Source organism: Escherichia sp. MOD1-EC7011, from assembly GCF_002965005.1.
Taxonomy (GTDB): domain Bacteria; phylum Pseudomonadota; class Gammaproteobacteria; order Enterobacterales; family Enterobacteriaceae; genus Escherichia; species Escherichia ruysiae.
In genome coordinates this window covers 30,655-52,371 of the sequence record NZ_PTRD01000017.1, presented here as the reverse complement: position 1 = coordinate 52,371, position 21,717 = coordinate 30,655, and the positions used below count along the sequence as shown (strand labels likewise).

Below are 21,717 nucleotides of genomic sequence, written 5' to 3'. Positions count from 1 at the left end.
TTACTTGTACCTGATAGCCGGGTTAATGGCGGCGTAAAGCACATCCACCACTAAGTTGATAAGAATAAATTCCAGCGAGAAAAGCAGAATTTCCGCCTGAATCACCGGGTAATCGCGCATTTCTACGGAGTCAACGAGTAAGCGCCCAAGTCCGGGCCAGTTGAAAACCTTCTCCACCACGATGGAACCTCCGAGCAAAAAGCCAAACTGTAAGCCCATCATGGTCACTACCGGGATCATCGCGTTGCGTAGCCCATGTTTGAGGACAACCCAGGTTTCGCTCACCCCTTTCGCCCTCGCGGTACGCATATAATCTTCGCTTAAGACATCGACAAACGACGCACGGGTAAAGCGCGCCATCACGGCTGCCACTGCCGCGCCGAGCGTCAGGGAGGGTAAAATGTAGTGCTGCCAACTGTCTGCACCTACGGTAGGCAGCCAGCCCAGCTCAACGGAGAAAACCTGTATCAAAAGCATCCCCAGGGCAAATGCCGGGAAGGAGATCCCCGACACCGCGATGGTCATACTCAATCGATCCGGCCAACGGTTACGCCAGACGGCGGCGATAATTCCTGCCGCCATACCAAATATCACCGCCCAGACCATACTGGTTATGGTCAGCCACAGCGTTGGCATGAAGCGGCTGGCAATCTCATCGGCAACCGGACGACGCGACACCATCGACAGGCCAAAATCTCCCTGCACTGCGTTGCTGATGTAGTGCCAGAACTGGTGATACAGCGGCTGATCCAGACCCAGTTGCTGACGCACCAGTTCGATGACCTGAGCATCGGCTTCGGGGCCGGCAATCAATCGCGCCGGATCGCCGGGCAGCATATGGACAAATAAAAACACCAGCACCGAGACGATAAACAGCGTCGGAATCAACCCCAGTAAGCGTTTGATAACGTAATTAAGCATTCCACTCCCTGCGTTGCTTATTGCAAGTCCGCATCTTCAAAGCTGAAGCCGGTGTCTGGCATGATCCAAAAACCGGTCAGATTTTTACTGTGTGCCGACACCAGTTTTTCGACCACCAGCGGGATCCACGGCGACTCTTGCCAGATGATATCCTGCGCCGCCTTATATAAGCGGGTCTTTTCCGCCGGATCGTTAGTTTTCAGTGCCTGAGCCAGGAAATCATCCACCTGTTTATTACTGTAAAACGCAGTATTAAACAGCGTCGGTGGCCAGTTCTGTGACGCAAACAGCGGCGATAACGCCCAGTCAGCTTCGCCGGTCGATGCCGACCAGCCGGTGTAGAACAGTCGCACGCCGCTCTCTTTTTGCCCTTTACCTTCTACTTCTGCCGCCCGCTGTCCGGCATCCATCGCCGTCACCTGGGCTTTAATTCCTACCTGCGCTAACTGCTGCTGGGTAAATTGCAGCACTTTCTGCGCGGTGCTGTGGTTATGTGACGACCACAGCGTGGTACTGAAACCGTTGGGATATCCCGCCTCTTTAAGTAATTCGCGCGCTTTTGCCGGATCGTAAGGCCACGGTTGGTAACTTTGCGCGTAGGCGATACTCGGCGGCACCACGCCAGTGGCGGGCGTTGCATATCCCGCAAACGCGACTTTCACCAGCGCCGGACGGTTGATGGCATAATTCAGCGCCTCCCGTACCTTCGGGTTATCGAACGGCTTTTGCGTCACATTCATACTGATATAACGCTGCATAATCGACGGGCTGGCCATCAGCTCGATATTTTTGTTTTTCTCCAGCAGCGCGGCCTGCTCGTAGGGAATGGGGAAAGCAAACTGCGCTTCACCGGTTTGCAACATTGCCGCGCGAGTGTTGTTATCCGCCACCGGACGCCAGGTAATGCTGTCCAGTTTGGGTAGTCCTGACTGCCAGTAACCGGTGAATTTTTTAACCTTCACAAAATCGGTCTGATTCCAGGTGTCCAGTTCATACGGCCCGGTTCCCACCGGATGAAAACCAATCTCTTTGCCATATTTTTCCAGCGCCGCCGGAGAAATCATCGCTGTCGCCGGATGGGCAAGAATATTAATAAACGCGGAGAACGGCTGTTTAAGCGTAATCTTCACCGTTGTCGGATCGACCGCTTCAGTTTTGGCAATATTCTTATACAAGTTATAGCGTTTAAGATGATTCGCTGGGTCACTGGCCCGATCCAGATTCGCTTTTACCGCCGCCGCGTTGAAGTCGGTGCCATCCTGGAACTTAATCCCTTCACGCAATTTCACGGTGTAAGTGAGGCCGTCACCGGAGACGGTATAACTCGCCGCCAGCACATTTTTCAGCTTCATATCTTTATCCAGACCGAACAGCCCCTGGTAAAACGATTTCGCCACGGCCTGTGACAACGTGTCATTCGCGTCATACGGGTCGAGGGTGGTGAAGTTCGATCCCACCGCCACAACCACATCTTTGGCAGCGAATGCACAAGATGCCATCAACGCTGTGACAATACCCAGCGCCACTAACCCACTACGGTGTACAGCTCTTGCCATTTGATTCTCCGCCTGAATGTTATCTACGCATGAATGCGTATTCTGATTGTGGTTGTGCGACGTAATGCCCCGGCCCGACGCATTGCAACGAGACGGCTGCAACCTCTTCGCCACGCTGATGAATATTGCTGGGAAGATCGTCCGATAGCAGTACGCGCTGTGGTCGCAGCCGGGACGGTTCAGCAACCGGAACTGCCGCCAGTAATTTACGCGTATAAGGGTGCTGTGGATTTTCAAAGACCGCGCGCCGGGGGCCTATTTCGACAATTTGTCCAAGATACATCACCGCTACACGATGGCTGATCCGCTCCACGACCGCCATATCGTGAGAGATAAACAGATATGCAATGCCGAAATCACGCTGGAGATCGAGCAACAAGTTGATAATCTGCCCGCGAATAGAAACATCCAGCGCCGACACGGCTTCATCGGCAATAATGACTTTGGGATTCAACGCCAGCGCACGGGCAATACAGATACGCTGACGCTGGCCGCCGGAAAACTCATGCGGGTAGCGCCACGCATGTTCGGGTAACAGACCAACGCGTTCCAGTAGCCACGCAACGCGTGCAGCGGCTTCATTACCCTGCAATAATCCATGAACACGTAGCGGTTCGATAATCGAATCACCGATCGTCTGGCGTGGATCCAGTGAGGCGTAAGGATCCTGAAAAATAAACTGAATATCGCGGCGCAATGCCTGAAGTTTGCCGGGTGACAGAGTATCGATTCGCTGGCCGTTGAAGATAATTTCTCCGCCCTGACTTTCAACCAGGCGCAACAACGCCCGTCCGGTGGTGGATTTACCACTGCCAGACTCCCCCACCAGCGACAACGTTTCACCCGGCCAGAGATCAAAACTAACCTTTTCAACGGCGTGCACTTCCCGCGTTACGCGATTCAACAACCCACTACGCAAAGGGAAACGGGTGACCAGATTACGCACCTGTAAAACAGGTTCGCCATCAACCACCGTTTTCTGCTCGACAGGGCGTTCCTGTTGAGTCGGATGTTCAAGCGATATCAACGGGAAACGTCGGGGATAATCTTGCCCTCTCATCGCGCCAAGCTGCGGAACAGCAGCCAATAGCGCACGGGTATAAGGATGCTGTGGCGCATGAAAAATCTGTTCGACGCTGCCCGTTTCCACCGCCTCGCCCTGATACATCACCAGTACCCGATCGGCAATCTCCGCCACCACGCCCATGTCGTGGGTGATAAAGATGACGCCCATCGACATCTCTTTTTGCAACACTTTGATTAATTGCAGGATCTGCGCCTGAATGGTGACGTCCAGTGCAGTCGTCGGCTCATCGGCAATCAGCACCGCCGGGCGACATGACAGCGCCATGGCAATCATCACCCGCTGACGCATCCCACCGGAGAGTTGATGCGGATAACGCGAAAGAATGGTTTGTGCTTCCGGGATGCGAACCTGATCCAGCATCCGTTTCGCCTCCGACATCGCTTCTTCACGACTGGCGTTCTGATGCAGACGGATAGACTCGGCAATCTGTTCGCCCACGGTAAATACCGGATTTAGCGACGTCATTGGCTCCTGGAAAATCATCGCTATATCCGCACCGCGTATATGCTGCATTTGCCGGGAGCTCTGCTGCTCACTAAGCTCAATCACCTCACGACTGCGGCGCCGCAATAACATTTTGTCGCACTGCACCAGCCCCCCCGCCTGTTCTAACAGACGCATCAACGCCAGTGCTGTAACTGACTTGCCGGAACCGGACTCTCCAACAATTGCCAGCGTCTCACCACGTCGCAGGCTAAAAGAGAGACCGCGAACCGCAGCCACTTTTTGCTGGTCCTGCATAAAGGCAATATTGAGATTATCAACAGCCAGCACATCATCGGCTTCAAGCTCATCACTGTGTGGCAACGGTGTCCCCTTTTTCACGATAGATACCGGTGGTTGGCGTATCGCCTGCGTAGCCCCAGGCGCGATACATTCCCTCGGTGTTAAAAGGTAGCGCGACGTTGCCTTCATGATCGATAGCGATTAGTCCGCCACTGCCGCCAAGCGCAGGGAGTTTTTCCATCACTACCCGCTCGCAGGCTTGTGCGAGGCTTAAGCCCCCGTAATCCATCAACGCGGCGATGTCATACGCCGCCAGCGCGCGAATGAAGACTTCGCCCGTGCCGGTACAAGAAACTGCCACGCTGGCGTTATTGGCGTAGCACCCGGCGCCAACCAGCGGGCTGTCGCCGACCCGACCAGGTAATTTATTGGTCATTCCCCCCGTGGACGTGGCAGCCGCCAGATTGCCATGGAGATCCAACGCCACGGCTCCCACAGTGCCCATTTTCTGTTTTTCATCCAACGGTGCGCCGCTATGGTCGAGGAGCATCTCCCCTTCCTCACGCGCCGCCAGTAATTGTTCATAACGCAAAGGCGTGGAGAAAATCTCCGGCGAGACGCGCTCCATGCCATGAGCAAAAGCAAAATTTTCTGCGCCATCACCTATCATCATCACATGCGGGCTTTGTTCCATCACCAGACGGGCGGCAAGAACCGGATTACGCAGATGACTGACGCCCGCCACTGCACCGGCTTTCAGGGTATTGCCATCCATCACGCAGGCGTCGAGTTCATGGGTTTCATCACGCGTAAAGACAGCGCCAATTCCGGCGTTAAACAGTGGGCACTCTTCCAGCAAGCGCACGGCTTCCGTCACTGCATCCAGCGCACTTGCGCCCGCTTCGAGCATGTTCTGTCCGGTTTCAACAATGGCAGACAGTGCCTCAATGTAGCGTAATTCCTGTTGCAGACTCATCTGTGCGCGGCTAATTGCGCCTGCGCCGCCGTGAATTGCAATGACTGCTTTGCCCATAGTATTCGTCCATTAAGGGTGGCTCGCCACTTTGCTATAAATATCAGAATTTTTATGAATTATTCATTCAATTTTTGAATATAGAAAGATGTATATGGCATGTAAAGGCAGGAGCCCGCTCTACGACCGAGGTGGCATACAGTCCGTGGCGTTTTTCTGACATAATAGGCGGATTCGATTTTGCCCCGCAGGAGTGTTTTCATGGAATTTACCACCGGTTTGATGTCGCTCGACACCGCGCTTAATGAGATGCTTTCTCGCGTTACCCCTTTGACTGCTCAGGAAACGCTGCCACTGGTTCAGTGTTTTGGTCGTATTCTGGCGAGCGATGTGGTTTCGCCGCTCGATGTCCCTGGGTTTGATAACTCGGCAATGGACGGCTACGCGGTTCGTTTAGCCGATATCGCCTCCGGGCAACCGCTGCCCGTTGCTGGCAAATCGTTTGCCGGGCAGCCGTATCATGGTGAATGGCCTGCTGGCACCTGTATTCGCATTATGACCGGTGCTCCGGTGCCGGAAGGCTGTGAAGCGGTGGTGATGCAGGAACAGACCGAACAAACGGATGCAGGAGTGCGTTTTACCGCTGAAGTGCGTAGCGGGCAAAATATTCGTCGTCGCGGTGAAGATATCTCTGCGGGTGCGGTTGTTTTCCCGGCGGGGACTCGCCTGACTACCGCAGAGCTGCCGGTGATTGCTTCACTGGGAATTGCCGACGTTCCGGTGATTCGCAAAGTGCGTGTGGCGCTGTTTTCCACCGGTGATGAACTCCAGTTGCCAGGTCAGCCACTGGGCGACGGTCAAATCTACGATACCAACCGTCTCGCCGTACACCTAATGTTAGAACAACTGGGTTGCGAGGTGATCAACTTAGGGATTATCCGCGACGATCCCCACGCCTTGCGCACAGCATTTATTGAAGCCGACAGTCAGGCGGATGTAGTGATCAGTTCTGGCGGTGTTTCGGTTGGTGAAGCGGATTACACCAAAACCATTCTCGAAGAGCTGGGCGAAATCGCCTTCTGGAAGCTGGCGATTAAACCGGGTAAACCGTTCGCGTTCGGTAAACTCGGCAATAGCTGGTTCTGCGGCCTGCCGGGTAATCCGGTTTCAGCAACGCTGACATTCTACCAACTGGTACAGCCGTTACTGGCAAAATTAAGCGGCAACACCGCCAGCGGCCTGCCTACGCGCCAGCGTGTACGCACGGCTTCTCGCCTCAAGAAAACGCCTGGTCGTCTTGATTTCCAGCGTGGTGTGCTGCAACGCAATGCCGACGGCGAACTGGAAGTGATGACCACCGGACATCAGGGTTCCCATATATTTAGCTCTTTTAGCCTCGGCAACTGCTTTATCGTGCTGGAACGCGATCGCGGCAATGTTGAAGCGGGCGAATGGGTGGAAGTCGAGCCGTTTAACGCGTTGTTCGGAGGCCTGTAATGGCGGAACTCAGCGATCAGGAGATGCTGCGCTACAACCGGCAAATCATCCTGCGTGGTTTTGATTTTGACGGCCAGGAAGCGTTGAAAGATTCTCGCGTGCTGGTCGTCGGCCTCGGTGGACTCGGTTGCGCAGCCTCGCAGTATCTGGCAAGCGCCGGTGTCGGCAACCTGACGCTGCTCGACTTCGACACGGTTTCGCTCTCGAATCTGCAACGCCAGACGCTACACAGTGACGCTACGGTCGGGCAACCGAAGGTTGAATCTGCCCGTGATGCACTGGCACGGATCAATCCACATATCGCAATTACACCAGCGAATGCGTTACTTGATGATGCTGAGCTTGCTGCGTTGATTGCTAAACACGATCTGGTGCTCGACTGTACGGATAACGTTGCGGTACGTAATCAACTGAACGCAGGCTGTTTTGCCGCGAAGGTGCCGCTGGTTTCCGGCGCGGCAATTCGTATGGAAGGTCAAATCACCGTCTTTACTTATCAGGACGGCGAGCCTTGCTACCGCTGCCTTAGCCGTTTGTTTGGCGAAAACGCGTTAACCTGCGTGGAAGCAGGCGTGATGGCGCCATTGATTGGCGTAATTGGTTCGTTGCAGGCAATGGAAGCGATCAAACTGCTGGCAGGCTATGGAAAACCTGCCAGCGGAAAAATCGTTATGTACGATGCGATGACCTGTCAGTTCCGCGAAATGAAACTGATGCGCAATCCGGGATGTGAGGTTTGCGGGCAGTAATTGTCGCCTCCAGGCCTGATAAGACGCGCCAGGCGTCGCATCGGGCATTGTGCTCCGGGTGTCGGATACGGCGTAAACGCCTTATCCGACCTACGGTTCGGGCGCAGATTTCCAGGCCTGATAAGACGTGGCAGGCATCGGTGCACTCCGCCACGTTATAAGCAATTTATGAGGATGCAGAACATCCCGTTAAATCGACGTTCTGCCAAACGCGCCCTGCCAGTCCTGCTCAAACTTCGCTACGGCAGCGTCAACCGCCGGATAGCTAATCATCTGTTGTGCCACATCCAGCGGCAGGGTGATGGATTCACATCCTGCCAGTAAGCAGTCCAGCGCCTGACGCGGGGTTTTGAAACTCGCGGCTAACACTTTCGCCTGTGGCGCATGCATTTTCAGTAACTGATGCAAATCGGTCACGGTTTGAATACCGCTACCACCCTGAGCATCAATACGGTTGACATAAGGCGCAACATATTCCGCGCCCGCCAGCGCCGACAACAGCCCTTGTGCCGCGCCATACACCGCCGTACCCAGCGTCGGAATCCCTTCCGCTTTTAACATCTTAATAGCTGCCAGCCCCTCGGCGGTCACCGGGACTTTCACCACGATATCCGCAATAATAGAACGCAATTTACGTGCGTCATTCACCATCCCTTCAGCAGTGGTAGCCATTACCTGGGCAAACAGACGCCCCTGACCGCCCATCGCCTCGTGAAGTTGCGGAAGCACAACGTCCAGCGGTTTTTTACCCGCTGCGATAATGCTTGGGTTAGTGGTCACACCCGCCAGCGGAAAAATACGTGACAGCGCCTTCACCGCAACAACGTCTGAAGTATCCAGATACAGTTCCATAACCATCCTCAAAATGTACTTTTTGTCTGAAACCAGACTACCACGAGAAAACTCTCTGAACAGTTGACGCACATCAACATAACTTTCATTCGAAAGTAATTTAATGTTTGAACGAAACAGAGAGGCATCTATGATCTTCAATATTCAACGCTACTCGACCCACGACGGCCCCGGCATTCGCACAGTGGTTTTTCTGAAAGGTTGCTCGCTGGGTTGTCGCTGGTGTCAGAATCCTGAAAGCCGCGCCCGCACGCAGGATCTACTGTATGACGCACGTCTGTGCCTGGAGGGCTGCGAGCTATGTGCTAAGGCCGTGCCGGAAGTGATTGAGCGCACGCTGAATGGCCTGCTTATTCATCGGGAAAAGTTAACCCCGGAGCATCTGACGGCGTTAACCAACTGCTGCCCGACACAGGCGTTAACCGTGTGTGGTGAAGTGAAAAGCGTTGAGGAGATCATGGCGACCGTTTTGCGCGATAAACCGTTTTACGATCGCAGCGGCGGCGGCTTAACGCTTTCTGGCGGTGAACCCTTTATGCAGCCGGAAATGGCGACGGCGCTACTGCAAGCCAGCCACGAGGCCGGCATTCATACTGCGGTAGAAACCTGCCTGCATGTGCCGTGGAAATATATCGCCCCTTCTCTGCCCTATATCGATCTGTTTCTTGCCGATTTAAAACACGTCGCCGACGTGCCGTTTAAACAGTGGACCGACGGTAACGCCGCCAGAGTGCTGGATAACCTGAAAAAACTCGCCGCAGCGGGGAAAAAAATCATTATCCGCGTGCCGCTGATTCAGGGCTTTAATGCTGACGAAACCTCTGTAAAAGCCATTACCGATTTTGCCGCCGACGAGCTGCACGTTGGCGAAATTCATTTCCTGCCCTACCACACGCTGGGCATCAACAAATATCACTTACTTAATCTGCCCTATGACGCCCCGGAAAAACCGCTTGATGCGCCAGAACTGCTCGACTTTGCCCAGCAGTATGCCTGCCAGAAAGGGTTAACCGCGACTTTACGAGGATAACAACCATGACAACACTGAAACTGGACACGCTCAGCGACCGCATTAAAGCGCACAAAAATGCGCTGGTGCATATTGTGAAACCGCCGGTTTGTACCGAGCGCGCACAGCACTATACCGAGATGTATCAACAACATCTCGATAAGCCGATCCCGGTTCGTCGCGCGCTGGCGCTGGCGCATCACCTGGCGAATCGCACCATCTGGATCAAACACGATGAGTTGATCATCGGCAACCAGGCAAGCGAAGTTCGCGCCGCGCCAATCTTCCCGGAATATACCGTGTCGTGGATCGAAAAAGAGATTGATGATCTGGCCGATCGTCCCGGCGCGGGTTTTGCGGTGAGCGAAGAGAACAAACGCGTTCTGCATGAAGTGTGCCCGTGGTGGCGCGGTCAGACCGTACAGGATCGCTGCTACGGCATGTTTACCGATGAGCAAAAAGGCCTGCTGGCGACCGGTATTATCAAAGCAGAAGGCAATATGACCTCCGGCGATGCACACCTGGCGGTGAATTTTCCGCTGTTGCTGGAAAAAGGGCTTGATGGTCTGCGCGAGAAAGTGGCGGAGCGTCGCTCGCGTATCAACCTGACTGTGCTGGAAGATTTGCACGGCGAGCAGTTCCTGAAAGCGATTGATATCGTGCTGGTTGCAGTCAGTGAACATATTGAACGTTTCACTGCCCTGGCGCGTGAAATGGCCGCCACCGAAACCCGCGAAAGCCGTCGCGATGAACTGCTGGCAATGGCAGAAAATTGCGACCTTATCGCCCACCAGCCGCCGCAGACGTTCTGGCAGGCGCTGCAACTGTGCTACTTCATCCAGTTGATTTTACAGATCGAATCTAACGGTCACTCGGTGTCGTTTGGTCGTATGGACCAGTATCTCTACCCATACTATCGCCGCGACGTTGAACTGAACCAGACGCTGGATCGCGAACACGCCATTGAGATGCTGCATAGCTGCTGGCTGAAACTGCTGGAGGTGAACAAGATCCGCTCAGGCTCGCACTCGAAAGCCTCTGCGGGAAGTCCGCTGTATCAGAACGTCACCATTGGCGGGCAAAATCTGGTTGATGGTCAGCCGATGGACGCAGTGAATCCGCTCTCTTACGCGATCCTGGAATCCTGCGGTCGTCTGCGCTCCACTCAGCCTAACCTCAGCGTGCGTTACCATGCGGGAATGAGTAACGATTTCCTCGACGCCTGCGTACAGGTGATCCGCTGCGGCTTCGGGATGCCGGCGTTCAACAACGACGAAATCGTGATCCCGGAATTTATTAAACTCGGTATTGAACCGCAGGACGCTTACGACTACGCAGCGATTGGTTGTATCGAAACCGCCGTCGGCGGCAAATGGGGCTATCGCTGCACCGGCATGAGCTTTATCAACTTCGCCCGCGTGATGCTGGCGGCGCTGGAAGGCGGTCGTGATGCCACCAGCGGCAACGTGTTCCTGCCGCAAGAAAAAGCGTTGTCAGCGGGTAACTTCAACAACTTCGATGAAGTAATGGACGCGTGGGATACGCAAATCCGTTACTACACCCGCAAATCGATCGAAATCGAATATGTGGTCGACACCATGCTGGAAGAGAACGTGCACGATATTCTCTGCTCGGCGCTGGTGGATGATTGCATTGAGCGAGCGAAAAGTATCAAGCAAGGCGGCGCGAAATATGACTGGGTTTCTGGCCTGCAGGTCGGCATTGCCAACCTCGGCAACAGCCTGGCGGCAGTGAAGAAACTGGTATTTGAACAGGGCGCGATTGGTCAACAACAACTGGCTGCCGCGCTGGCGGATGACTTCGATGGCCTGACTCACGAGCAACTGCGTCAGCGTCTGATTAACGGCGCGCCGAAGTATGGCAACGACGATGATAGCGTCGATACGCTGCTGGCTCGCGCCTATCAGACCTATATTGACGAACTGAAGCAGTACCACAACCCGCGCTACGGTCGTGGTCCGGTTGGCGGCAACTATTACGCAGGTACGTCGTCTATCTCCGCTAACGTACCGTTTGGCGCGCAAACAATGGCAACGCCGGACGGACGTAAAGCACATACCCCGCTGGCGGAAGGCGCAAGCCCGGCTTCCGGTACTGACCATCTCGGCCCAACGGCGGTCATTGGCTCGGTGGGTAAACTGCCTACCGCAGCGATTCTCGGCGGTGTATTGCTCAACCAGAAACTAAACCCGGCGACGCTGGAGAACGAATCTGACAAGCAGAAACTGATGATCCTGCTACGCACCTTCTTCGAAGTGCATAAAGGCTGGCATATTCAGTACAACATTGTTTCCCGCGAAACGCTGCTGGAAGCGAAAAAACATCCGGATCAGTACCGGGATCTGGTCGTGCGCGTAGCGGGCTATTCCGCCTTCTTCACCGCGCTCTCTCCAGACGCTCAGGACGATATCATCGCCCGCACCGAACACATGCTGTAATCCCCTCAGCCCGGCGTCACCGCCGGGCTAAAACATTCACGAAATCAATTTTACTCTCGCTTTCATTCGAAATTAGTTTGTGCTCCGCATCACATTGTCATTACACTGTGGCGTTTGCATTCATTGCCGGGAGCACTTTTATGACTGTAAAAGTTATCGTTTGCGATATGGACGGTACTTTTCTTAACGACGCCAAAATGTACAACCAGTCACGTTTTATGGCGCAGTATCAGGAACTGAAAAAGCGCGATATTGAGTTCGTTGTCGCCAGTGGTAACCAGTATTACCAGCTTATTTCCTTCTTTCCTGAGCTAAAAGATGAGATCTCTTTTGTCGCGGAAAACGGCGCGCTGGTCTACGAACATGGCAAGCAGTTGTTCCACGGCGAACTGACCCGGCATGAATCCAGGATTGTCATTGGGGAACTGCTGAAAGATAAACAACTCAATTTTGTCGCCTGTGGTCTGCAAAGCGCATACATCAGTGAAAATGCGCCGGAAGCATTCGTCGCACTGATGGAAAAACACTACCATCGACTGAAACCTGTGAAGGATTACCAGGAGATTGATGACGTGCTTTTCAAGTTTTCGCTCAACCTGCCGGATGAACAAATCCCGCTGGTTGTCGACAAACTGCACGTTGCGCTCGATGGCATTATGAAACCTGTCACCAGTGGCGCGGGTTTTATCGACCTGATTATTCCCGGCCTGCATAAAGCAAATGGTATTTCGCGGTTGTTAAAACGCTGGGGTCTGTCACCGCAAAATGTGGTAGCGATTGGCGACAGCGGTAACGACGCAGAGATGCTTAAAATGGCGCATTATTCCTTTGCGATGGGCAATGCTGCGGAAAACATTAAACAAATCGCCCGTTACGCTACCGATGATAATAATCATGAAGGCGCGCTGAATGTGATTCAGGCGGTGCTGGATAGCTCCGCTCCTTTCAATAAGTAATCTTCTCCCGGCCGGAGCGACCGTTCCGGCATCTCTCTTTTTTGCTCACTTTGTGCACTGACTCAAGATTTTTATCTTGCGTTAACTTATTTTTAACTTAAAGTATCAATCGTAACTATTTTTACTTTCGAACGAAAGTTGCGAGGTTGATATGACTTTTACCTATGAGACGCTGCCAACAGATGCGAAAACGGCTATCCGTGAAATGAAAGCGAAGCTGCGACAACAGATCGGCGATGTACAACAGGTCTTCGAAAAACTCTCTGCAAAAATCGAAGCGCGTGTAGCAGAAATAGACGCACTGAAAGCGCAAGGATTGCCGGTTTGGCCGGAAGTTCCTTATAGCGACATTGCAGCAGGTACAGTGAGTGAAGCCACGCGCAATGAGATAAAACGTCGCGGTTGCGCGGTAATAAAAGGCAATTTCCCCCGCGAGCAGGCGCTGGCGTGGGATCGCGCAATGCTCAACTACCTTGATGCCAATCACTTTGATGATGTGTATAAAGGTCCCGGTGACAGCTTTTTCGGCTCGCTGGAGGCGTCTCGCCCCGAAATCTATCCCATTTACTGGTCACAGGCACAGATGCAGGCGCGGCAGAGCGACAATATGGCTGCGGTGCAATCTTTCCTTAACCGTCTGTGGAAGTCTGAAAGCAACGGCAAACAATGGTTTGATCCCGATGTTAGCGTGATCTATCCAGACAGGATCCGCCGCCGCCCACCGGGCACGACGTCCAAAGGTCTGGGGGCACACACTGATTCTGGCGCACTGGAACGCTGGTTATTACCTGCTTATCAGCGCGTTTTTGCCCATGTTTTCAACGGTAATTTTGATGATTACGATCCGTGGGATGCTGCACACCGTACCGATGTAGAAGAATACACCGTCGATAACACCACCAAATGTTCGGTGTTCCGCACGTTCCAGGGCTGGACGGCACTTTCCGATATGTTACCAGGCCAGGGATTGTTACACGTGGTGCCGATCCCGGAAGCGATGGCATACGTTCTGCTGCGTCCGTTGCTGGATGACGTACCGGACGACGAGCTGTGCGGTGTTGCGCCTGGTAAAGTTCTGCCTGTTTCAGAGAAATGGCATCCCTTATTGATGAAAGCACTAACGTCAATTCCGGCAATAACAGCGGGGGATTCTGTCTGGTGGCACTGCGATGTGATCCACTGTGTCGCACCGGTAGACAATCAACAGGGCTGGGGGAATGTGATGTATATTCCTGCCGCGCCGATGTGCGAGAAAAACCGGGTTTATGCGCACAATGTCAGGAAAGCACTGGAAAAAGGTGCATCGCCGGGAGACTTCCCACGGGAAGATTATGAAACAAACTGGCAAGGCCGATTTACACTGGAAGATCTGAACGTTCACGGTAAACGCGCGCTGGGCATGGATGTTTGAGAAGTGATGGATTAGTGGAAGTGAATTGATGTGAGGTTAAGAAAGTAGGTTCGATGTTGCTCAGATTGCTGACAAAGTGCGCTTTGTTCATGCCGGATGCGGCGTTAACGCCTTATCCTGCCTACAAAGTCCTTCATATTCAATATATTGCAGGTACTGCATAGGCCTGATAGCAATCTTGTATTTGTCATCAGTAGCCCTGACATAACCAGGGCTACTGACTATAACTTACTCGATCCCTTTACTACGCAGGTAATCTTCGTAATTACCGCTAAAGTCAATCACGCGTTCCGGCGTGATTTCCAGAATACGGGTCGCCAGGGAGCTTACAAACTCACGGTCGTGAGAAACAAAAATCAGCGTGCCCTGATACAGTTCCAGCGCCATGTTAAGCGACTCGATGGATTCCATGTCCAGGTGGTTGGTCGGTTCGTCCATGATCAGAATGTTCGGTTTCTGCATCATTAACTTACCAAACAGCATACGGCCTTTTTCACCACCGGAAAGCACTTTAGCAGGCTTTTTGATGTCGTCCTGGCTGAACAACAAACGACCGAGAATGCTGCGCACCGCCTGCTCGTCATCGCCTTCCTGTTTCCACTGGCTCATCCATTCAAACACGGTCAGGTCATTATCGAACTCATATTCGTGATCCTGCGCGTAGTAACCAATGCGCGCGTTCTCTGACCATTTTACGGTGCCACTATCCGGTTCCAGATCACCCACCAACGTTTTCAGCAAAGTCGATTTACCGACGCCGTTGGTGCCGAGTACCGCCAGCTTTTCACCCACTTCCAGCAGCAGGTTGAGATTTTTAAACAGTGGACCGTTATCAAACCCTTTGGTCAGACCTTCCACTTCCAGCGCGTTACGGAACAGTTTCTTATCCTGCTCGAAACGGATGAACGGGTTCTGACGGCTGGAGGCTTTCACCTCTTCCAGTTTGATTTTATCAATCTGGCGCGCGCGCGAAGTTGCCTGGCGAGATTTCGAGGCGTTGGCGCTAAAGCGGCTGACAAAGGATTGCAGCTCGGCAATCTGCGCTTTCTTCTTGGCGTTATCAGCCAGCAGACGCTCACGCGCCTGGGTCGCCGCCGTCATGTACTCATCGTAGTTGCCCGGATAAACGCGCAGCTCGCCGTAATCCAGATCCGCCATGTGGGTACAAACCATGTTAAGGAAGTGACGGTCGTGCGAGATGATGATCATGGTGCTGTCACGCTCGTTCAGCACCTGTTCCAGCCAGCGAATGGTGTCGATGTCGAGGTTGTTGGTCGGTTCGTCAAGCAGGAGAATGTCTGGATCAGCAAACAGCGCCTGCGCCAGCAGCACACGCAGCTTCCAGCCAGGAGCAACTTCACTCATCGGGCCGTAGTGTTGTTCCACTGGAATTCCCACACCAAGCAACAGTTCACCGGCGCGAGCTTCCGCAGAGTAACCGTCCATTTCGCCGTATTTCACTTCCAGATCGGCAACTTTATAGCCATCTTCTTCGCTCATTTCCGGCAAAGCATAGATGCGGTCGCGCTCCTGCTTCACTTCCCACAACTCTTTATGCCCCATGATCACCGTATCCAGCACGGTGAACTCTTCAAAGGCAAATTGATCCTGACGTAGCTTACCAATGCGCTCGTTGGGATCGAGGGAAACGTTACCCAGCGTCGGCTCTAAGTCGCCGCCGAGGATCTTCATAAAGGTGGATTTACCACTACCGTTCGCGCCAATCAGGCCGTAACGGTTGCCGCCGCCAAATTTGACGGAAATGTTTTCAAACAACGGCTTACTGCCGAACTGCATGGTGACGTTACTGGAAACTAACACAGGCGTATCCTGAAAAGAGATATGACAAACCGCGCATTATGCCATAAGTCTGAAAGAAGATCCCGTCTCCCGCTTAAGGTCTACACTCTTCCCAAAGGCAAAAAATGTGATTTAGTACACATCTGATTTCACTGTTAGCTGGAATGAACATATAATGCGCTTCCAATACTCTAATATTCTCAACCTAATGGCCTGCCAGGCACGAAATCTCGCTTAACATGAATATGAAATTGAAAACGTTATTCGCAGCGGCCTTCGCTGTTGTCGGCTTTTGCAGTACCGCTTCAGCGGTAACTTATCCTCTGCCAACCGACGGGAGTCGCCTGGTTGGTCAGAATCAGGTGATCACTATCCCTGAAGGTAACACTCAGCCGCTGGAGTACTTTGCGGCGGAGTATCAGATGGGGCTTTCCAATATGATGGAAGCGAACCCTGGTGTGGATACCTTCCTGCCGAAAGGCGGCACCGTACTGAATATTCCGCAGCAACTGATCCTGCCGGACACTGTTCATGAAGGCATTGTGATTAACAGCGCAGAGATGCGTCTGTATTACTATCCGAAAGGAACTAACACCGTTATCGTACTGCCGATCGGCATTGGTCAGTTAGGCAAAGACACACCTATCAACTGGACCACCAAAGTAGAGCGTAAGAAAGCAGGCCCGACCTGGACGCCGACCGCTAAAATGCATGCAGAATACCGCGCTGCGGGCGAACCGCTTCCGGCTGTCGTTCCGGCTGGCCCGGATAACCCGATGGGGCTGTACGCACTGTATATCGGTCGCCTGTACGCTATCCACGGCACCAACGCCAACTTTGGTATCGGCCTGCGCGTAAGCCACGGTTGTGTGCGCCTGCGTAACGAAGACATCAAATTCCTGTTCGAGAAAGTGCCGGTCGGTACTCGCGTACAGTTTATTGATGAGCCGGTAAAAGCGACCACCGAGCCGGACGGCAGCCGTTATATTGAAGTCCATAACCCGCTGTCTACCACCGAAGCCCAATTTGAAGGTCAGGAAATTGTGCCAATTACGCTAACCAAGAGCGTGCAGACAGTGACTGGTCAGCCGGATGTCGATCAGGCTGTTCTGGATCAGGCTATTCAAAACCGTTCCGGGATGCCGGTTCGTCTGAATTAATCTTTAAAACTTAAAGCAAAGGCGGACTCATAATCCGCCTTAGACTGCTGATGGCAATACATAATTGCCTGATGCGCTACGCTTATCAGGCCTACGCGGAACCTGCAATATATTGAATCCGCAAGATTTTGTAGGCCGGATAAGGCGTTTACGCCGCATCCGGCATGAACAAAGCGCACATTGCCAACAATCAGAGGCGGACTCATAATCCGCCTTTTTTATTTGTCGGCTCTTACACTGCCGGGAACATAACTAACAAAACGTATCCTACCAGCGCCGCCCACAACAGCATCGGTATCGAATAGAGATGGAAACGCCACCAGATCCGGCGATCGTTCGCCATCCGTAGCGCAATCAAATTTGCCAGCGATCCGGGTAATAAGCCAAAACCACCTACGTTTACCGCCCATGCCAGTAATAAAGACGATGGTACATAATTGAGCAGCAAAATCGTGCTCGGCACGTTACTGATCACCTGCGATAAACCAATCGCCGTTAACCATAATCCGGGTTCGGATAAATGACTCACGTTACTCAACACGCCTTGCAACGCCGGAAGCTGGGTCAGTAAATGGACGTCGATAAACATCGCCATAAACACCAGCAGCAACGTCCAGTCCACACTCAGCACCACGCGACGCGCCAGCAGCGTAAACCCCACTGCCACAATCACCAGCCCCCACAGCTCTTGTTTCAACTCCAGCGCCGTAAGGAAGACGATATACAGTCCCAGACAACTCCACACCAGCCGTGGTTTCCACTCCGGCGTTTGCGTCCCCGTATGATATTGCAGCGCCTTTCCAGGGAAACAACACCAGCACAGCAGCAGCAATGTCAGCATCATTGCGCCAGCCAACGGTGCCATCTGTGCAATAAAACCGGCAAACGAAAGACCCGAACGTCCCCAGATAAGGATATTTTGCGGATTACCAATCGGCGTCAGCAGCGATCCGGCATTCACTGCCAGTGCCTCAAAAATAATCAGCCGATTAACCGGGATCTCACACAGTCTTTTCAGCGTGATGGTCAGCGGGACAACAATAAACAGCGCGACATCGTTGGTTAGAAAGGTAGAAAGCAGCGCCGCCGCCAGCACCATAAACATCGCCAGCCGACGCTCAGTAGCAAAACGGCGCACCATTTTGCGCCCAAGCACATCAAAATAACCGCTTAATTCAACACCTTTGGTCAGCAGCATCAGGCCACTTAAGGTAATGATGGTGTGCCAGTCGATAGCGCCAGGCCAGGATTTCGGCGCAAAGGGAACAAAAAAACTTAATCCGATACCAACGAGAATTAATAACTGAAAAAAGCGATCGCCTTGCAGCGTGCGTAAAAAAGGCAGGCTCATTTGGCACCGTGTTTCTGGGTAAACAAACGAAAGGCGTCCAGCGTCTCTTCACTGACATGGTGTTCCATGCCTTCCGCGTCGCGACGGGCAATTTCCGGGCTGACGCCCAACACCAACAAGAAATTTTCGACTATCTGATGGCGCTCGCGGCTTTCCTGCGCCAGCTTCTCTCCTTCCGCCGTTAAAAACACGCCACGCCACGGGATCATTTCAATCAGCCCCAGGGTTGCCAGCCGCTTAAGCATTTTAGCCACCGTCGGTTGCGAAACGCCCAGACGAGCAGCCATGTCCACCTGACGGGCTTCCCCCACTTCTCTTATCAGGTCAGAAATCAGCTCAACATAATCGTCAATAAGTTCGCGGCGATGCGCTTCTCTTACCTGGCGAAACCCTTCAACGTGCTCTTCCACGTTCACTAACTGCGTCACTTTTTTTGCTGTTGGCGTACCTGCGCGACGACTCATTGTGCTTCCTCATTATGGTGACACATATATAGCGTTCTTATTTCGTGCGCACATTGTAAACCAGAGTTGCGAAGGCACAAAAAATTAACGTTTTAGCAATAGCTATATAATATAGCCTGTGCTATATCTGTATGTAATGCAATCATCCCTCAAGGAGTGACGGGATTAGCAAGTCAGGAGGTCTTATGAATGAGTTCAAGAGGTGTATGCGCGTGTTTAGTCATTCTCCCTTTAAAGTACGGTTAATGCTGCTCTCGATGTTGTGCGATATGGTCAACAATAAACCGCAGCAGGATAAACCCTCCAATAAATAGCGGCGTCGCGGTACGCCGCTTCACTCCTGCTTTATTGCAGGCATAAATCTTTACTGCCTGAAAACCCCCACTTTTTGTCAGATTTGCAATCTTCTTCGCAAAAGATTTGTTCGTCAGTAGTTGACCTGAACGGCGGCTCGCTCTATCTTCTTGCAGCCCTGCGTATATTGCGGCTCGCGGATGCAGACCCTTTTCCCCTCTTCACGCACTCTTGCAGGTATTGACCCTTGACGCCAGGGTAAGCACATGGCGTTTGTTACGATAGTGGCATATGAATTTAACCCTCAAAGAATCGCTTGTTACCCGTAGCCGGGTATTTAGCCCGTGGACTGCGTTCTACTTTTTACAGTCGCTATTAATTAATCTCGGCTTAGGCTATCCCTTCAGTTTTCTCTACACCGCCGCGTTTACGGCTATTTTGCTTTTGCTATGGCGGACATTGCCTCGCGTGCAAAAAGTCCTGGTCGGCGTCAGTTCATTAGTGGCAGCCTGTTATTTCCCTTTTGCTCAGGCCTACGGCGCGCCTAACTTCAATACCTTGCTGGCCCTGCACTCCACCAATATGGAAGAGTCAACTGAAATCCTGACGATTTTTCCGTGGTACAGCTACCTGGTCGGCTTATTTATTTTTGCGCTCGGCGTAATAGCAATCAGGCGAAAAAAAGAGAGTGAAAAAGCGCGCTGGAATACCTTCGACAGCCTGTGTCTGGTATTCAGTGTGGCGACATTTTTTGTTGCTCCCGTGCAAAACCTGGCCTGGGGCGGCGTATTTAAACTGAAAGATACTGGCTATCCGGTATTTCGTTTTGCTAAGGATGTCATCGTCAATAATAACGAGGTGATTGAAGAGCAAGAACGGATGGCAAAACTTTCCGGGATGAAAGATACCTGGACGGTTACTGCAGTTAAACCGAAATATCAGACCTATGTGGTGGTGATCGGTGAAAGCGCACGTCGCGACGCTCTCGGTGCCTTTGGCGGTCACTGGAATAACACCCCGTTTGCCAGCAGCGTTAACGGTCTGCTCTTCGCTGATTACATTGCCGCCAGCGGCTCCACGCAAAAATCGCTCGGCTTAACGCTTAACCGCGTCGTCGATGGCAAACCACAATTTCAGGATAACTTTGTCACCCTTGCCAACCGCGCAGGTTTTCAGACCTGGTGGTTTTCCAATCAGGGACAAATTGGTGAGTACGATACCGCCATCGCCAGCATTGCCAAACGTGCAGATGAAGTGCACTTCCTGAAAGAAGGTAATTTTGAAGCAGATAAGAACACCAAAGACGAAGCGTTACTGGACATGACCGCTCAGGTGCTGGCGCAAGAACACTCGCAACCGCAACTGATTGTTTTGCATCTGATGGGCTCACATCCGCAGGCCTGCGACCGGACACAAGGCAAATACGAAACCTTTGTGCAATCGAAAGAGACGTCATGCTATCTCTACACCATGACGCAAACAGACGATTTACTGCGCAAACTCTATGACCAGTTACGCAACAGCGGTAGCAGTTTCTCGCTGGTTTACTTTTCTGACCACGGTCTGGCCTTTAAAGAACGCGGTAAAGAAGTGCAATATCTGGCTCATGACGATAAATATCAGCAAAATTTCCAGGTGCCTTTTATGGTCATTTCCAGCGACGATAAAGCGCACCGGATAATTAAAGCCCGCCGTTCAGCCAATGACTTCTTAGGTTTTTTCTCTCAATGGACAGGGATTAAAGCGAAGGAGATCAACATCAATTATCCGTTTATCTCTGAGAAGAAAGCAGGGCCGATATACATCACTAACTTCCAGTTACAAAAGGTTGATTACAACCATCTCGGAACCGATATATTCGATCCCAAATCTTAAGATAAAAAAATCCGCCCCGAGAGGCGGATTTTTTATATCACCGAAGTGATTAGAAGCGGTAACCAACACCGGCAATCCAGGTGCCTACGTCAACGTTACGAATACGGCTCTGCTCGTAAGAGAAGTCCAGAGCAACGTTTTCGATTGGGTTGAACTGCAGACCCGCACCGTAGGAGAAGCCGTAGTCGCTGGTGTCGTGTTTGTAGGTCGGGTATTCAGTGGTCTGGAATTTACCATAGCCCACACCCACTACACCGTAGATGCTTGCCCAGTCGTTAATGCGGTAAGCCGGACCAGCAGTGATGCCGTAGTACTGGGTTTTGTTGTAGTCACCAGAGCTTGCAGTACGGCTTTTCTCGGTGTAAGTGAAAGAACCGATCACACCCAGCGGGCTGTTGTCTTCTTCATAGCGGTATTTCAGGTTGAAACCGCCCATTTTGTTCATTTTGCCCTGAGCGTCGCTCTGTGCATAACCACCAGTTACGGTAGAAGTCGCAGCTACAGAAGTACCTGCGGTGAAAGCCAGAACTGCGGCCAGTGCTGAAAGACATGCAATTTTTTTCATAACCACCTCAAA

Annotated in this window: 18 protein-coding genes and 1 pseudogene; 9 read left to right on the top strand and 10 right to left on the bottom strand. The window is 52.5% G+C overall.

Going from position 1 to position 21,717, the window contains the following annotated elements; all coding sequences use genetic code 11:
- From gsiC to iaaA, 4 genes are read right to left on the bottom strand one after another with little or no spacing between them, the layout of a single operon-like run.
- Positions 1 to 921, bottom strand: a complete 921-nt coding sequence (gene gsiC, locus A7098_RS08055; RefSeq protein ID WP_000936043.1) for a glutathione ABC transporter permease GsiC — start codon at positions 919 to 921, stop codon at positions 1 to 3.
- Positions 922 to 938: 17 nt separating this feature from the next.
- Complete coding sequence (gene gsiB / locus A7098_RS08050) at positions 939 to 2,477, bottom strand: glutathione ABC transporter substrate-binding protein GsiB (RefSeq protein ID WP_105280615.1); 1,539 nt, start codon at positions 2,475 to 2,477, stop codon at positions 939 to 941.
- A 19-nt stretch (positions 2,478 to 2,496) separates the two neighbouring features.
- Positions 2,497 to 4,371 carry a glutathione ABC transporter ATP-binding protein GsiA gene (gene gsiA / locus A7098_RS08045; RefSeq protein ID WP_105280614.1) on the bottom strand — a complete coding sequence of 625 codons (1,875 nt, stop codon included), beginning with the start codon at positions 4,369 to 4,371 and terminating at the stop codon, positions 2,497 to 2,499.
- Positions 4,358 to 5,323 (bottom strand): beta-aspartyl-peptidase, encoded by a 966-nt coding sequence (gene iaaA, locus A7098_RS08040; protein WP_105280613.1) that lies wholly within the window; start codon positions 5,321 to 5,323, stop codon positions 4,358 to 4,360. Before iaaA ends, gsiA begins: the two co-directional genes overlap by 14 nt.
- Positions 5,324 to 5,524: 201 nt before the next feature.
- Between iaaA and moeA the strand changes: the two genes are divergently transcribed.
- The gene (moeA, locus tag A7098_RS08035) at positions 5,525 to 6,760 is read left to right on the top strand and encodes a molybdopterin molybdotransferase MoeA (protein WP_000397342.1); all 1,236 of its coding nucleotides are present in this window, start codon (positions 5,525 to 5,527) and stop codon (positions 6,758 to 6,760) included.
- On the top strand, positions 6,760 to 7,509 hold the full coding sequence (gene moeB / locus A7098_RS08030; RefSeq protein ID WP_105280612.1) for a molybdopterin-synthase adenylyltransferase MoeB: 750 nt from the start codon (positions 6,760 to 6,762) through the stop codon (positions 7,507 to 7,509). The genes moeA and moeB overlap by 1 nt, the downstream gene beginning before the upstream one ends.
- A gap of 189 nt (positions 7,510 to 7,698) precedes the next feature.
- On the opposite strand, the gene fsa is transcribed toward moeB, so the two are convergent.
- Entirely contained in the window at positions 7,699 to 8,361 is a 663-nt protein-coding gene (gene fsa, locus A7098_RS08025; RefSeq protein ID WP_001487873.1) for a fructose-6-phosphate aldolase, read from the bottom strand.
- A 130-nt stretch (positions 8,362 to 8,491) separates the two neighbouring features.
- On the opposite strand from fsa, the gene A7098_RS08020 reads away from it, so the two are divergent.
- The 4 genes from A7098_RS08020 (at position 8,492) to A7098_RS08005 (ending at position 14,196) form a co-directional block, all read left to right on the top strand.
- Positions 8,492 to 9,391 (top strand): glycyl-radical enzyme activating protein, encoded by a 900-nt coding sequence (locus tag A7098_RS08020; RefSeq protein ID WP_000576968.1) that lies wholly within the window; start codon positions 8,492 to 8,494, stop codon positions 9,389 to 9,391.
- Positions 9,392 to 9,396: 5 nt separating this feature from the next.
- Complete coding sequence (locus A7098_RS08015; RefSeq protein WP_105280611.1) at positions 9,397 to 11,829, top strand: glycyl radical protein; 2,433 nt, start codon at positions 9,397 to 9,399, stop codon at positions 11,827 to 11,829.
- 140 nt (positions 11,830 to 11,969) lie between these two features.
- A complete protein-coding gene (gene ybiV / locus A7098_RS08010; RefSeq protein WP_000216898.1) occupies positions 11,970 to 12,785 on the top strand; it encodes a sugar-phosphatase YbiV in 816 nt (271 codons plus the stop codon).
- A 151-nt stretch (positions 12,786 to 12,936) separates the two neighbouring features.
- The gene (locus A7098_RS08005; protein ID WP_105280610.1) at positions 12,937 to 14,196 is read left to right on the top strand and encodes a DUF1479 domain-containing protein; all 1,260 of its coding nucleotides are present in this window, start codon (positions 12,937 to 12,939) and stop codon (positions 14,194 to 14,196) included.
- A gap of 228 nt (positions 14,197 to 14,424) precedes the next feature.
- Here A7098_RS08005 and A7098_RS08000 read toward each other — a convergent pair whose 3' ends face one another.
- Positions 14,425 to 16,017, bottom strand: a complete 1,593-nt coding sequence (locus tag A7098_RS08000) for an ABC-F family ATPase (RefSeq protein ID WP_000961452.1) — start codon at positions 16,015 to 16,017, stop codon at positions 14,425 to 14,427.
- A gap of 218 nt (positions 16,018 to 16,235) precedes the next feature.
- On the opposite strand from A7098_RS08000, the gene ldtB reads away from it, so the two are divergent.
- The gene (gene ldtB, locus A7098_RS07995) at positions 16,236 to 17,156 is read left to right on the top strand and encodes a L,D-transpeptidase (RefSeq protein ID WP_001056379.1); all 921 of its coding nucleotides are present in this window, start codon (positions 16,236 to 16,238) and stop codon (positions 17,154 to 17,156) included.
- 65 nt (positions 17,157 to 17,221) lie between these two features.
- Here the strand turns inward: ldtB and A7098_RS24195 are convergent.
- The 3 genes and pseudogenes from A7098_RS24195 to mntR form a co-directional block, all read right to left on the bottom strand.
- Positions 17,222 to 17,320 (bottom strand): annotated as a pseudogene (locus A7098_RS24195) (hypothetical protein); the annotation flags it as partial.
- Between the two features lie 68 nt (positions 17,321 to 17,388).
- Complete coding sequence (locus A7098_RS07985; RefSeq protein WP_105280608.1) at positions 17,389 to 18,507, bottom strand: anion transporter; 1,119 nt, start codon at positions 18,505 to 18,507, stop codon at positions 17,389 to 17,391.
- Positions 18,504 to 18,971, bottom strand: a complete 468-nt coding sequence (gene mntR / locus A7098_RS07980) for a manganese-binding transcriptional regulator MntR (protein ID WP_000091012.1) — start codon at positions 18,969 to 18,971, stop codon at positions 18,504 to 18,506. Before mntR ends, A7098_RS07985 begins: the two co-directional genes overlap by 4 nt.
- A gap of 185 nt (positions 18,972 to 19,156) precedes the next feature.
- Between mntR and mntS the strand changes: the two genes are divergently transcribed.
- A complete protein-coding gene (gene mntS / locus A7098_RS07975) occupies positions 19,157 to 19,285 on the top strand; it encodes a manganase accumulation protein MntS (protein WP_001001762.1) in 129 nt (42 codons plus the stop codon).
- Positions 19,286 to 19,556: 271 nt separating this feature from the next.
- Positions 19,557 to 21,140, top strand: coding sequence for a phosphoethanolamine transferase (gene opgE, locus A7098_RS07970; protein WP_105280607.1), 1,584 nt, complete (start codon positions 19,557 to 19,559; stop codon positions 21,138 to 21,140).
- A 49-nt stretch (positions 21,141 to 21,189) separates the two neighbouring features.
- Here opgE and ompX read toward each other — a convergent pair whose 3' ends face one another.
- Positions 21,190 to 21,705 (bottom strand): outer membrane protein OmpX, encoded by a 516-nt coding sequence (ompX, locus tag A7098_RS07965; protein ID WP_024212356.1) that lies wholly within the window; start codon positions 21,703 to 21,705, stop codon positions 21,190 to 21,192.
- Positions 21,706 to 21,717: the final 12 nt, after the last annotated feature.